The sequence below is a fragment of the Nannocystis bainbridge genome (assembly GCF_028368995.1).
Taxonomy (GTDB): domain Bacteria; phylum Myxococcota_A; class Polyangia; order Nannocystales; family Nannocystaceae; genus Nannocystis; species Nannocystis bainbridge.
The window spans coordinates 179,593-193,906 of sequence record NZ_JAQNDL010000003.1 but is presented as its reverse complement, the minus strand read 5'-3'; the positions used below and the strand labels follow the sequence as shown (position 1 = coordinate 193,906).

7 protein-coding genes are annotated in these 14,314 nt (G+C 72.9%); 4 read left to right on the top strand and 3 right to left on the bottom strand.

The features are described from left to right. Window positions 1–4 precede the first annotated feature (4 nt). Entirely contained in the window at window positions 5–472 is a 468-nt protein-coding gene (locus tag POL25_RS26210; protein WP_272088929.1) for an SRPBCC family protein, read from the bottom strand. Next, entirely contained in the window at window positions 469–849 is a 381-nt protein-coding gene (locus tag POL25_RS26205; RefSeq protein ID WP_272088928.1) for an ArsR/SmtB family transcription factor, read from the bottom strand. The genes POL25_RS26210 and POL25_RS26205 overlap by 4 nt, the downstream gene beginning before the upstream one ends. A gap of 516 nt (window positions 850–1,365) precedes the next feature. Between POL25_RS26205 and POL25_RS26200 the strand changes: the two genes are divergently transcribed. From POL25_RS26200 to POL25_RS26185, 4 genes are all read left to right on the top strand, one after another. Continuing rightward, window positions 1,366–1,692 (top strand): hypothetical protein, encoded by a 327-nt coding sequence (locus POL25_RS26200; protein ID WP_272088927.1) that lies wholly within the window; start codon window positions 1,366–1,368, stop codon window positions 1,690–1,692. A 368-nt stretch (window positions 1,693–2,060) separates the two neighbouring features. Beyond that, window positions 2,061–3,257, top strand: coding sequence for a dipeptidase (locus tag POL25_RS26195; RefSeq protein WP_373372129.1), 1,197 nt, complete (start codon window positions 2,061–2,063; stop codon window positions 3,255–3,257). Between the two features lie 53 nt (window positions 3,258–3,310). Further along, window positions 3,311–4,063, top strand: coding sequence for a dienelactone hydrolase family protein (locus POL25_RS26190; RefSeq protein ID WP_272088925.1), 753 nt, complete (start codon window positions 3,311–3,313; stop codon window positions 4,061–4,063). A gap of 310 nt (window positions 4,064–4,373) precedes the next feature. Then, on the top strand, window positions 4,374–5,486 hold the full coding sequence (locus POL25_RS26185) for a VLRF1 family aeRF1-type release factor (RefSeq protein ID WP_272088924.1): 1,113 nt from the start codon (window positions 4,374–4,376) through the stop codon (window positions 5,484–5,486). Window positions 5,487–5,559: 73 nt separating this feature from the next. Here the strand turns inward: POL25_RS26185 and POL25_RS26180 are convergent, their stop codons facing one another. Then, window positions 5,560–14,271, bottom strand: coding sequence for a non-ribosomal peptide synthetase/type I polyketide synthase (locus POL25_RS26180; protein ID WP_272088923.1), 8,712 nt, complete (start codon window positions 14,269–14,271; stop codon window positions 5,560–5,562). Window positions 14,272–14,314: the final 43 nt, after the last annotated feature.

The following is a 14,314-nucleotide window of genomic DNA, read 5'->3' as shown; positions in this document are numbered from 1 at the left end:
GAGCTCAGCGCGGGGCGTCGAGCTTGCCGGCGAGCCGCTCGAACAGCTGGCGCCAGCCCTGCTCGCGCATGCGCGGGCCGTCGGCGCCCTCGAAGAAGGCGGCCTGCTCGGTGTAGACGAGCCGGGTGCCGCCGGCCTGCGGCCGCAGCTCGACGGTGCCGAGCGAGGCGGAGAACCGCTTCGCGCCGCTGCTCATGGTATAGGCGATGACGATCCGCCGATCGGGCACGATGTCCTGATAATGACCGTCGTTGCGGAACTCGGGGCCGTCGGGCCCGTTGCGGAAGCGGGCGGTCTCGCGGCCGCCTTCGCGGAAGTCCATGTCGAATTGCAGCACGCTGCCCTCCTCGCCGTCGGCGAACCACCGCTGCTTCTGCCGGGGGTCGGCCCAGGCCGCGAAGACGCGCTCGGGCGGGACGGGGTAGGTGCGCTCGACGATGATGGTGCTGTGGACGACGGACTCCGGGGTCATGACTGTTCCTCCGTGGTGTTGGGGTCGTGGGGCTGCGCTCGCTGCTCACAGGGCGAATCGGGCTCGGCCAGCAGGTCGCCCAGGCGATCGAGGCGGCGCTCCCACAGGGCGCGACGCTCCGCGATCCACCGCCCGGCGACGTCCAGCCCGGTCGGGTCGAGGCGACAGCTGCGGACCCGCCCGATCTTCTCGGTGCGGATGACGCCGCTCTGCTCGAGCACCTGGACGTGCTGCACGACCGCCGCGAGGCTCATGGGCAACGGCGCGGCCAACTCCTTGACCGACGCCGGGCCCCGGCCGAGCCGCTCGACCAGAGCGCGCCGGGTCGGGTCCGCGAGCGCATGAAACACCCGGTCGACAGCGCCTGGATCGAGCATGCAGTGGAGGATGCGAGGCGGCCGCCAGAAAGTAAAGTTAAAACTTTAGTATTTGTCTGGGGGCCGTAGAGGGGGATCTGCGCGGCCCTGAGGAGATCGCGTGAGAAGCGCAGGTGAGAGGTCAGGGCTGGGTCCGGCAGCGTCGCCGCGATGATTCAAACCTGGCGCGAAGGTCAGGTGAGAAGCGCACTCAGGCGATTGTCGCGGCCCGCGATCACCGGCTGCGAGGATTGCGAATCGCAGGTGTGGAATCGGTGCAAGGGCGGCTCGCGCGAGCAGCGCGGTGCTCGCGACCCGTGCGGGCGCGAGAGCATGCAACGCCGCGGCGATCCGCGAGCGAGGCTTCTCGCGCCGCCACTTTCTCGGCGCGAGGGGCCCCTGGGCGGCGATCGGCGTGCTTGGCCTCGCTGGTAGGGCGGCTCCGGCGATAGATGCGCGCCGCCGGTGAATGTGAGGAGTGCAGGCATGGCCGCCGCGCCGCTGGACGGGTGATGGGAGGTTGCCTACGGTCGATGCATGAAAGAACGCATCATGACCCGCATGCTCAAGTCCGCTGCGGCGGCGATCGCCGCGCTGACGCTGGTCGCTGTCGCGGCGCCGGAGGCCGAGGCAGCGGTCTCGGCCGACGCGATGCAGCCGAGCCCGCCGGCGCCGTCGCCGACGCCCAACCCCACGCCGTCGCCGACGCCGACCCCCAATCCGAACCCGAACCCGAACCCCAATCCGCCGCCGCCGGCTCCGAAGCCGCCGCAGCCGCAGCCGCAGCCGCCTCCGAACCCGTCGCCGGCGCCGCAGCCGCCCGGCCCGTCGCCGGCGCCTTCGCCCACGCCGCCGCCGCTGTAAATCGCGGGGGCTCGTCGGGGCGCGGCCGCGATTGCCAGCAATCGCCGCTCTCCGACGAGGAGCGTTCAGGGTCGATGCGGCGCCCCGAGCGGCGAGCGGAACCGGAGGAGCGCCCGTGATAGAGTCGCGGGGTGACCACGAGCCGGCGGCCGTCTCTCTCAGCGTGCGCGACGACCTTCGCTCTCTTCGCATTCGCGTGCGCGTCGCCGGCCGAGCCCGAGCGACGCGCCGCGCCTGTGTCCGAGCCATTGCCGGGCGCTGGGCTGGCGACCGCGATCGCGGGGCCTGAATCGCCGCGCGCGGCGGCGCCGGACCCCACCCGCGATTCATCGGATTCGGCTGATTCGGCGTCGGCGAACGATCCGGCGCTGGCGGACGATCCGCTGGGACGAGCCCACGCGGTGCTCGCCCGCGTGCCGCTGATCGACGGCCACAACGATTTGCCGTGGACGATCCGCGAATACAAGCAGGCGCCCGGCGACGTGGCGGCCTACGACCTGCGCGCGGCCACTCCCGGTCACACCGATCTGCCGCGGCTGCGCGCGGGGCGGGTCGGCGCGCAGTTCTGGTCGGTGTACGTGCCCGGTGATCGGCCTGCCGGCGATCTCGTGCGCCTGCAGCTCGAGCAGATCGATCTGGCCCGGCGGATGATCGCGCATTATCCTGACGATCTCGCGCTGGCGCTGACCGCCGACGAGGTCGAGCAGGCGTTCCGCGCCGGGCGGGTGGCGTCGCTGCTCGGGGCCGAGGGCGGGCACACGCTCGTCAATTCGCTGGGGACGCTACGGGCCTATCACGCGCTCGGGGTCCGTTACCTGACGCTGACCCACAATGTGCATACCGACTGGGCCGACTGCGCCGTGCTGCCGCCGCGTCACGGCGGCCTGACCCCGTTCGGCGAGGAGGTCGTGCGCGAGATGAACCGGCTCGGCATGCTGGTCGACCTCTCGCACGTATCGCCGGCGACCATGGACGACGCGCTGCGGGTCAGCGAGGCGCCGCTCATCTTCTCCCACTCGTCGGCGCGGGCGATCGCCGACACGCCGCGCAACGTGCCTGACGACGTGTTGCGGCGGATCCCCGACAATGGTGGCATCGTGATGGTCACCTTCCTGCCGGCCTACGTGTCGCAGGCGGCCGGGGAGGCCCGCGAAGCCCGGCGGAAGGCGCGGGCCGAGGCGGCCAAGATCGGCGATCTCGCGGCCCGGGCCCTGCGTCTGGCCGAGATCGACGCCGAGCCGCAGCCGCGGGCGACGCTGGCGCAGGTCGCCGATCACGTCGAGCACGTGCGGCGGGTGGCGGGCGTCGACCACGTCGGGCTGGGCGGCGATTTCGACGGCATGTCGGCGGCGCCGGTCGGCCTCGAGGACGTCTCGAAGTACCCGCATTTGCTGGCCGAGCTGGCCCGTCGCGGGTGGACCGACGCGGAGCTGGAGAAGCTCGCCGGGCGCAACCTGCTCCGCGTGCTGCGGGCGGCCGAGGCGACGGCGGTCCGGCTGCAGGCGGCGCGGCCGGCGTCGCTGGCGACGTTCCCGCCGGCGAACGCGGACCGGCGCGGGCCGTGAGGCGGCGCGGGGGCTTGTCGAGGACGGCCGCTCGTGCGAATCAATTGTCACCGATGACCGCCGCCGCGAGCCGCCCGCTCATCACCGAATTCGTCGATTACCCCGCCGGTGATGTCGTGGGCGAGGCCTACGTCGCCCACGACGGCGCGACCGGGCGGCCGCGGCCGTGCGTCGTGCTGGCCCACGCGTGGGACGGGCAGAACGGATCGATCCGCGCCCGCGCCGAGGAATTCGCGGCCCAGGGGCGCGTCGCGTTCGCCCTCGACCTCTATGGCAAGGGCGTGCGCGGCGAGGAGACCGGCGACAACGCGCGGCTGATGATGCCGCTGCTCAACGACCGCGGCCACCTGCGCGATCGTCTGGTCGCCGGGGTCGCGGCGGCCCGGCAGCACCCGCTCGTCGACCCCGATCGGCTGGTGGTGATCGGCTGGTGCTTCGGCGGCCTGTGTGCCCTCGACGCTGCCCGCTGCAACGCAGGCGGGGTCCGCGGGGTGGTGTCGATCCACGGGGTGCTGAAGCCGCCGGGCTTCGCCGAGCAGCCGCGCATCACCGCCAAGATCCTGGTGCTGCACGGCTGGGAGGACCCGGTGGCGCCGCCGGAGGACGTGCTGGTGCTGGCCCGCGAGCTGACGGCCGCGCGCGCCGACTGGCAGCTTCACGCGTACGGGCACGCGATGCACGCTTTCACGTTCCCCGGCGCGCAGATGCCCGAGCGCGGGCTGCAATACGACGCCGACGCGGCCCGCCGCGCGCAGCAGGCGATCGACGGGTTCCTCGCCGAGGTGCTCGGGCCGGTGGAGCGCTGAGCGAGCGGGGCTCGAGACGCGACTCGGGACATGTCTCGTAAGACATGTCCGAACGGACATTCGCCAAAGGTCGGGCTCGCTGGTCGCTCGCGTCGATCGGCGAATGCGTAGTCCGGAATATCAGCGCTCGTGAGAGCGGGCGGCCGCCGGCGATCCCGAGGCATGCACCGAGCGCACCCGTCGCCCCGGCGCCGGCGTCGCGGCTGCGCCTGCCACCATTGGCGAGCGGCGGTGCGATCGCGGCGGCAGAGCTCGTCCGGCGTTTGCACGAGCGCGGCAATTGCCCAGACTTCGCGGCAACGAGGTCTGCATGCTCAAAATTACCGATGTCCATCGCGTGCTCAGCCAACCGGGGGCCGACAAGACGCTCTCGATCTACGCCCAGGTCGACCCGTCGCTGCTCGAGAATCAGGGCCGCACGCCCGGCTGGCGGATTTTGGTCAAGAACTCGCTGCGCGACCTGAAGGCGAGTTCCGACGACCCGGCGCTGCCGGAGCTGCTGGCGCGGGCCGAACAGTTCTTCGCCACGCTGCGGCCGGAGTGCAAGGCGGTGGCGGCGTTCTTCACCCCGACCGGCGAGGAGGTGCTGAGACTGCAGGTGCCGATCGTGGCGCCGGAGGTCCACTTCGGGCGGCCGGCGGTGGCCTCGCTGCTGTGGCTGCTCGACGAGTACGAGCCGTACGTGGTGGCCCTTGTCGACTCGGAGAAGGTCCGCTTCTTCGTCGCCCGGCTCGGCCGCGCCGGGCTCGGCGGGACCCGCTACAACGAGGTCCGCGAGTACGACTTCCCGCCGAAATACCTGCCGGCGACCGGCCGCGGCGAGGGCGGTTACACCCAGGGCGGCAGCAACCGCGACGCCTTCGAGGCGACGATCGAGGATCATGCGCGCCGGTTCTACCGCCAGGTCGCCGAGCAATGCGCGAACCTGCTCGAAGAGTCAGGTGCGAAGCGGATCGTGCTCGCAGGGATGGATGGCGCGGCGCGGGCGGTCGAGGGCCTCATGCACGACACGGTCCGCAAGGCCGTGATCGCGATCGTGCCGACGCCGCTGCACCTGACCGACCAGGCGACGTGGGACCACCTGATGCCGCACGCGCTCGAGCACGAGCGCGCGTACGAGAGCGCGCTGGTGGACGAGGTGGTCGACCTGGCCAAGGCCGGCGGCCGCGGGGCGCTCGGCATCGCCACGGTGCTCGACTGCCTGAAGAACAAGCAGGTCGAGCTGTTGCTGGTGCCGTGGCCGCTGGCCGAGGTCGACCTGCGGGTGCGGCTGCCCGAGCTGGCGATGGCCGCGGGGGCGCGCATCGAGCTTGTGGCCGGCGCGGCGGCCGAGCGCGTCGCCGAGGAAGGCGGGCTGGCGGCGCGGCTGTATTATGGGATCCCCGCGGCTGCCCCGACGACGCCGGTCAAGGGCGCGGCCTGAGCTCGAAATAAGATGTCCCGAGGGACAGGCGATCGTGCGGGGCCTGTGCGATCGTCCTGTCCTTTGAGACATATCATGGCGTCGAGCGAGGCGGGGCGGCGAGCGCGGCGTTCATGGCGGCGGCGACGTGGGCCACGGCGGGCTCGTCCATCATCGAGAAATGATCGGCGTCGACGGTGATACGCGCGAACGCTCCTTCGACGAGAGCCATCCACGCGTGGTCGGCGTGGCGGTCGTCGTCCGGCTGCACGCGGGCCTTGACGTAGAGGACCTCGGCGGCGAGCGGACCCGGTTCGCAGCCGGCGAGGGCGCTCCAGGTGGTGCGCACGAGGGTGCGGAAGCTGGGGTCGTCGCGCAAGGTCGCCGCGAATTGTTCGTAAGCGTGGGAGGAGTCGCTGCGCATGCGCCCCGCGATCTCGAACACGTCCTCGTCGCTGGTGATGACCAGCCGCCGCACCAGCGCGAGCGAGGCGGTGTCGAGCATGACGATATTCTCGACGCGCTCGCCGGCCGCGAGCAACCGCCGCGCCAGCTCGAAGGCGAGCACACCGCCCGCCGAGTGGCCGCCGAGCAGGTAGGGGCCGTGCGGTTGGCAGGCGCGGACTTCGTCGAGCAGACGATCGAGCAGCGGGTCCAGGCGATCGAAGACGGGCTCCCCGGGTTCCATGCCGGAGGCGCGCACGCCGATGACGTGAAGCGAGGGCTCGAGGCGCCGCGCCAGCGGCAGGTAGGTGAAGACGGTGCCGCCGATCGGCTGGAACAGGAACAGGCGCCGACCAGGGCCCGGGCGCAATGCGACGGTGAGCCGCGCTTGCGCGGGGACGGGCGCGGCGACCGTGGGCAGGCGGGCGCGCACGAGGTCGGCGAGGCCGGCGAGGGTGGGGTGCTCGACGAATGCATGCACCGGCAGCTTGACCGCGAGCAGCTCCTCGACGCGGACGCGCACGCGCAGGGCCAAAAATGAGGAGCCGCCGAGGTCGAAGAAATTGTCGGCGAGGCCCGGCGCGGGCACGCCGAGGACCTCGGCGAACACGTCGGCGAGGGTCCGCGCGATCGGGTCGGCGAGGGCGTCGGCGGGAATGATGGCAGGAGCGACGGGCGCATCGGTGATCGGGAATGCTGCGACGTCTCGGCCGCGCCGGGCCGGGGCGACGGGGTGCTCGTGGTGGACCCGCGCGAACGCGTAGGTCGGCAGCGGCACGCGGCGGCGGCGTTCGCCGGCGAACAGCGCGTCCCAGCGCAGGTCGACGCCGCGGCACCACAGCTGGGCGAGCGCGTGGGTGAACGCCTCGAGGTCGGTGCGGCCGCCGCCGCGCGCGGCCATGGTGGCGACGATCGGGCGGCCGCCAGCGTCGGGGTGGCGGCGCGCGAGCCCGGCGAGGGTGCGGCCGGGGCCGACCTCGACGAGCAGCAGGTCGCGATCGGCGAGCAAGCGGCCGAGGCCGTCGGCGAAGCGCACGGCGCCGCGCAGGTGACGGCACCAGTGCTGCGGATCGCGGGCCTCGTCGTCGCCGAGCCAATCGCCAGTGACGTTGGAGACGAGCGGAATGGTCGGCGCGGCGAGGTCGAGCTCGCGGGCGCAGGCGGCCAGGGGGGCCAGCAGCGGATCGACCAGCGCGCAATGCGAGGCGCCCGAGACCGGCAGGCGCCGGCATTCGACGCTGTCGCGGGCGAGCTCGGCCTCGAAGGATTCAATTGCGGCGAGGTGGCCGGCGACCACGCAGCTGTCCTCGGCGTTGACGGCGGCGATGTCTAGGTCGGGCGTGAGCCGTCGCGTCAGGGCGGCCTCGGACAGGCTGACGACGAGCAGGCCGGCGGGCAGCTCGATCGATTCGTGCAGCCGGGCGCGGATGGCCAGCAGGCGCGCCGCGTCGGCGAGCGAGAGGACCCCGGCGATCGCGGCCGCGGTGTATTCGCCGAGGCTGTGACCGGTGACCGCGGCCGGTACGACGCCGAGCGCGATGAGCCGCCGGGCCAGCGCGTATTCACAGCAGAAGATCGCGGGCAAAAATCGCGTCGGGCGCAGCAATCCGCGGGCAGCTTCGTCGGGATCGGCGGTGAACAGCAGGGCGCGGACGTCGAGCTCGAGCTCGGCGGCGAAGCGATCGGCGGCGGCGTCGAACTCGGCGCGGAACGACGGGTCGGCGGTATAGAGCTCGCGGCCCATGCCGACGGTCTGGGTGCCGCCGCCGGGGAACATGAAGGCGATGCGCGGCGGTCGGTCGCCGGCGAGGCCGTCGACCACCCGGGCCCGATCGCCGGTCTGCAGGGCGACGGCGGCCGCGGCGGCGTCGCGGGCGACGACGGCCCGACGATGGCGCATGGGCGTGCGGCCGCGGGCGAGGGTGTGGGCGACATCGGCCAGCGCGGGCGCGTCGGGACCGCTCAGGGCGTCGGCGAGCCGCGTGGCGCCCTCGGCCAGCGAGGCGGGGGATTGCGCCGACAGCACCAGCAACTGCACCGGCCGCGACGGTTCGCCCGGGGCGATCGCGGGGGCCTCGCCGAGGATTGCGTGGGCGTTGGTGCCGCCGACCCCGAACGCGCTGACGGCGGCGAATCGTGGAACATGGCTTTTGGGCCATGTTATTGTATCGCTGTTGACGAAGAACGGGCTGGTGTCGAGCGCGAGCTCGGGGTTGGCGGCGCGGAAGTGCAGGGTCGGCGGGATGGCCTCGCGCGCCAGCGCCAGCGCGGCCTTGATCAGCCCGGCGATGCCGGCGGCGGCCCCGAGGTGGCCGATGTTGCCCTTGATCGAGCCGAGCGCGCAGTAACCCCGCGCGGCGGTCGACCGGCGCCAGGCCTGGGTGAGCGCGGCGACCTCGATCGGGTCGCCGAGGCGCGTGGCGGTGCCGTGAGCCTCGACGAGGCCGATCCGAACCGGGTCGACGGCGGCGAGGGCCAGCGCGCGCTCGATCACCTCGATCTGCCCCGGCACGCTCGGGGCGGTGAAGCCGACCTTGCGCGCGCCGTCGTTGTTGATCGCGGTGGCATGAATCACTGCGTGAATGCTGTCACCGTCGGCCAGAGCGTCGGCGAGGCGCTTCAGCACGACGACGCCGACCCCGTTGCCGCCGACGATGCCCTGGGCGTCGGCGTCGAACGGCCGGCAGCGGCCGTCGGGCGCGACCACCGAGCCGCCCTCGGAGACGTGACCGAGCCGGTCGGGCGGCATGACGACGGCGCCGCCGGCGAGCGCCAGCTCGCATTCGCCGGTGAGCAGGCTCTGACAGGCGAGGTGGACCGCGACCAGCGAGGTCGAGCAGGCGGTCTGGACGGTGAAGGCGGGGCCGCGCAGGCCGAGCTCGTAGGCGACCCGGGTGGCGAGGGTGTCGTTCATGTTGGCGAAGCCGACCTCGTACTCCTCGATGCTGAGCGGGCCGCCCGGTGCACCGATTCGCTCGAGCCAGTGGCGCGGGACCTCGCAGCCGGCGAACACGCCGACCGGGCGCTCGCTGCCGCGGGGGGCGTGGCCGGCGTGTTCGAGCGCGGCCCAGGCGACCTCGAGCAGGACGCGCTGCTGCGGATCGAGGAGCCGGGCCTCGCGCGGGCCGTAGCCGAAGAAGGCGGCGTCGAAGCACATGGCGTCGGGCATGACGCCGATGGCGGGCACGAACCGCGGGGCGTCGATAAGGGCCGGATCGACGCCGGCGGCCACGAGCTGCTCGCGGGTGGAGAAGGTGATGAGCTCGCGCCCGGCCACGAGGGCGGCCCACAGCGCGTCGACGCTGGCGGCGCCGGGGAAGCGACCGGCCATGCCGATGATGGCGATCGCCCGCGCGTCGCCGGTCGGCGCGGTGAGCGGTGGCGGCGGCGAGGCTGGTGAATCACGGCTGTCATTGGCGCCGCCGAGGTGACGCGCGAGCTCGCGGATCGTCGGGTGGCGGAACAGCTCGACGAGGGCGATCGTGCGCCCGGTGGTGCGCTCGAGGCGAGCGCGGACCTGGGCGAGCAGCAGCGAGTGACCACCGAGGTCGAAGAAGCGATCGTCGAGGTCGACGTGGTCGAGCTGGAGCAGCTCGCGCCAGCTCGCGGCGATCTGCTGCTCGAGCGTCGAAGCAGGCGTGTCGCGCGGCGGCGCGGCGGAGCGCTGCGGAGGGGGCGGCAGGGCATGGCGATCGAGCTTGCCGCTCGGCAGCAGCGGCAAGCGGGGCAGCGGGACCAGCTCGGCGGGCAGCATCGGCGCGGGCAGGCGGGCCCGCAGGCGCGCGCGCAGCGAGTCGAGGTCGAGCGGCCCGCTGGCGGCGACGTAAGCGACGAGCCGCCTGTCCCCGGGGACATCTTCGCGCACGACGGCCGCGGCGGCGGTCACGGCGAGATCCTCGGTCAGGACGGCCTCGATCTCGCCAAGCTCGACCCGGACGCCGCGCAGCTTGACCTGCGAATCGCGACGACCGACGTATTCGAGGTCGCCGTCCGGCGCGCGGCGGGCGAGGTCGCCGGTGCGGTACATCCTCTGGCCGGGACACCATGGATCGGGCACGAAGCGCTCGGCGGTGTGGGCGGGCTGGCCGAGGTAGCCGCGGGCCAGGGCGGCGCCAGCGATGTGGAGCTCGCCGGTGACGCCGGGCGGGACCGGGCGTTGATGGGCGTCGAGCAGGTAGATCCGGGTATTGGAGATCGGCGCGCCGATCGGCGGCAAGCTCGGCCACGATTCGCGTGACTCGAGCAGGACGTGCGCGGTGACGACGTGGGCCTCGGTCGGGCCGTAGTGATTGTGGAGCGCGCACGCCGGCATGCGCCCGAACCACTCGCGGAGCGCCGGCGAGAGCTTGAGCTGTTCGCCGGCGGTGATGACATCGACGAGAGACGGCGCCGGGGGCCCCTCGGCGAGGTGCTGCAAGAACACGAAGGGGAGGAACAACCGCTCGACGGCCTGGCGCGCGAGCAGGGCCAGCAGCGCCCGCGCGTCTCGACGGGCGTCCTCGGCCACGAGGATCAGCGCGCCGCCGGTGGCCCAGGTGGTGAGAAACTCCTGCGCCGAGACGTCGAAGTTGAGCGAGGCAAATTGCAGGGTCCGCGCCGGACGCCCGAGCCGAGGGTCGCGCAGATGCCAACCCACGAGGTTGTGCAGCGGCCCGTGCGGCATCGCCACGCCCTTCGGTCGGCCGGTCGAGCCCGAGGTGTAGAGCACGTAGGCGAGGTCGTCGGGGCCGAGGTCCGAAGGCTCGAGCCGGTGTGCGTCGGGCGAGGGTGCGTCGGGCTCGACGAGTCGGGCCGTGTGCGGCGGGAGGAGGGCTGCGGCGTCGGGCTCGGCGACGATCCAGCGCAGGCCGGCGTCCTCGAGGATGTGCGCGAGCCGCTGGGCGGGGTAGGACGGATCGAGCGGGACGTAGGCACCACCAGCCTTGAGGACGGCGAGCACGGCGACGAAGGTGGCAGCGGTGCGCGTGGCGACCACGCCGACGAGGCTGCCGCGCCTGACCCCGAGCCCGCGCAAATGATGAGACAGGCGATTGGCGCGGCGCTCCAGTTGCGCGTAGGTCACGCGCGCGTCGCCGTCGACGAGGGCGACGGCGTCGGGCGTGTGGTCGACCTGAGCCTCGAAGCGAGCGTGCACCCCGCCCGGCGCGCTGTCCTGCGGCGGTCCGCAGGCGAGCGCGAACTGCTGTGATTGCTCAACTGGCGTCAAAAGCGGCAGCTCGGAGATCGGGACCGGAGGCGCTGTGAGTTCGGCGAGCACGACCTCGATCGCGCGGGCAAGCTGCTCGATGCGCCAGCGATCGAAGCGGTCGGTGCTGTACTCGAGCGCGGCCGCGAGGCCGTCGTCCTCGGTCTCGCGGGTGAGCAGGGTCAGGTCAAAGATGGCGCCGCCGGCGTGCAGGTCGATCGGCCGCACCGCGCAGCCGCGCAGTCGCAGGCTGGTGTCGATCCGCGGCTGCGGGGCGAACGCGACCTGCACCAGCGGTGAACCGCCGAGGTCGCGCGGGGCTCGCACGGTGCGCACGATCTGCTCGAACGGGACGGTTTCGTCGGCGTGGGCCGCGAGCACCGCGTCGCGTACCCGCGCGAGCAAGGTGGGCAGCGTCGGATCGTCGGCGAGGTCGAGCCGGATCGGCAAGGTGTTGACGAAGAAGCCGGCGACTTCCTCGAGCTCGACGCGCGCGCGCGCGGCCGTGGTCAAGCCGACGACCATGTCGTCCTGATCGGCGAAGCGGCGCAGGACGGCCACGAAGACGCTCAGGAGCGCGTGCGCGAGGGTGGCGCCCGCGGCCCGGGCCAGGTGACGCAGCGGGGCCAGGGTCGTCGGCGAGACGGCGAAGGTCACGCGCGCGCCGCGACCCGTCGAGGCATCACTGCGCGGGCGATCGATCGGCAATGTGAGCAGGGCCGGCGCGCCCGCGAGGCGAGCCTGCCAGCGCGCGAGGGCTGCGTGATGCTGGTCAGACCGGTCATGACGCTGCCACGCGGCGTAGTCGGCGTAGTTCAACGACGGGGCGGCGTCGATCTGCCCGAACTCGTAGAGCTGGCCGAGCTCGCGCAGCAGCAGCGCGTCGGTCCAGCCGTCGGTGACGATGTGGTGCTGCACGAGCCACAGCACCCGCGCGTCGCGGTCCAGGCGCACGAGGCCGGCGCGTAGCGGCGGGCCGGCAGCGAGGTCGAAGGGCCGGCCGACCTCGGTGGCGAGCATGGCCGCGAGGACCTCGCTGCGGGCCTCCGGTGCGAGATGGGACAGGTCGCGGCGAGCGAGGTCGAGGCGCGCTTGGCGATCGATCGCGCGCCGCGGGAGGCCGGCCTCGGCGAGGTATCGGGTGCGCAGGACGTCGTGGCGGCCGACCAGCGCCAGCAGGGCGGCCTCGAGCCGCGCCTCGTCGCATTCGCCGGTGATGTGAAACGCGTGCGGGCAATGATAGGCGGGGCTGGCCGGCGCGAGCTGGTGCAGGAAGTACAGCCGCTCCTCGGCGAACGAGAGCGGGCCTGAATCGGCAGAGAGCGCAGGGATCGCATCCTCGGCCGGGCGCGCGCGTTCGGCGAGCAACGCGGCTTGCCCCGCGATCGTCGGGTGGGCGAAGAACTCCGCCAGCGAGATCGACCTGCCCAACGCTCGCCGCATGCGCGCGACGATCTGGGCCGCGTGCAGCGAATGACCGCCGATCGCCAGGAATTCGTCCTTCACCCCGCACTCACCGGCGCCGAGCACGGATTGCCAGAGCTCGGCGATCGCCAGTTCGATCGGGCCGCGCGGCGCGACGCGCTCGGGTGATTGCGCCTCGGGCCGCGGCAGGGCGCTGCGATCGATCTTGCCGTTCGAGAGCACCGGGATCGCGGCGAGGGGCACGAGCGCGGCCGGCACCATCGCCGCGGGCAGGCGGTTCGCCAGGCTCGCGCGCAGCGCGGCGAGGTCGTGGGGTGATTCGCCGGCGAACACGACATACGCGACGAGCCGGCGCTCGCTGGCCTGTTCGTGCACGACGACCAGGGCGTCGCGGACCTGCGAATGCTCGCGCAGGACCGCCTCGATCTCGCCGGGCTCGACGCGGACGCCGCGGATCTTCACCTGATGGTCGAGGCGCCCGAGGAACTCGAGCACGCCGTCGCTTCGCCAGCGCGCGAGGTCGCCGGTGCGATACAGCCGCCGGGCGGGCGCTGCCGTGAATGGATCGGGGACGAAGCGCTCGGCGGTGAGGGCAGGGCGACCCCAATAGCCGCGGCTGACCTGCACGCCGCCGATGTGGAGCTCTCCCGCGGTGCCGGGCGGGACCGGCTCGCCGGCGGGATCGAGCACGTAGATCGTGCAATTGGCGATCGGCTTGCCGATCGGGACCGAGGCGGTGTCGCTGTCGCGCTCGCAGCGGTGGGCGGTGACCTCGATGGCGGCCTCGGTGGGTCCGTAGAGGTTGTAGACCTCGACGTCGAGCCGCGCGTGGCAGGCCTGGACGAGCGCGGGCGCGAGCACGTCGCCGGTGCACAGGACGCGCCGCAGCGAGTGACACGGGCCGAGGTCGTCCTGCTCGAGGAACGCGGCCAGCATCGGCGGCACGAAATGAATGGTGGTGATCGCGTGGCTGGCGATCGTTTCGACGAGGTAGGCGGGATCGCGGTGGCCGCCAGGGCGGGCCATCACCAGCGTCGCGCCGGCCAGCAGCGGCCAGAACAGCTCGTAGACCGAGATGTCGAAGCCGCACGGGGTCTTCTGCAGCACGCGATCGTCGGCGCCGAGCGGCAGGGTGCGCTGCATGTCGAGCAGGCGATTGACGACACCGCGGTGAATGTTCATCACGCCCTTGGGCCGACCGGTCGAGCCCGAGGTGTACATGACGTAGATCAGATCGTCGGGCCCGACCTCGGCGGCGACGGGCCCGGCGGGCGGGAATGATGCGTCCAGGACGACGAGCGTGGCCGCGGCCGCCGACAGGAGCGCGGCGTGGCGGCGCTGGGCCAGGACCAGGGGGGCACCACAATCGGCGAGCATGAACTCCAGGCGCTCGCGCGGGTGCTCCGGATCGAGCGGCACATAGGCGGCACCTGCCCTGAGCACGCCGAGCAGGCCCGCGAGCAGCTCGCACGAGCGGTCGGCGCAGACTGCGACGAGCGTGCCGCGGCGGGCCCCGCGGCGCTGCAGCTCGGCGGCGATCGCATCGGCGCGGCGATCGAGCTCGGCGTAGGTCCAGCTGCCGCTCTCGGCGACGACGGCGATTCGCTCGGGGGTGCGCGCGACCTGGGCCGCGACGCAGGCGTGGAGGCAGCGCTCGCCGTCGAGATCGATCGCGGTGGCGTTCCAATCGTCGATCACGGCCCGCCGCGCCGCCGCGAGATCTACCGATTCAAGGGGCAGCCCCGATTTCATGTCCTCACTCCTTCGCAGCAATCGTGGCACCGTGGCCACGCCA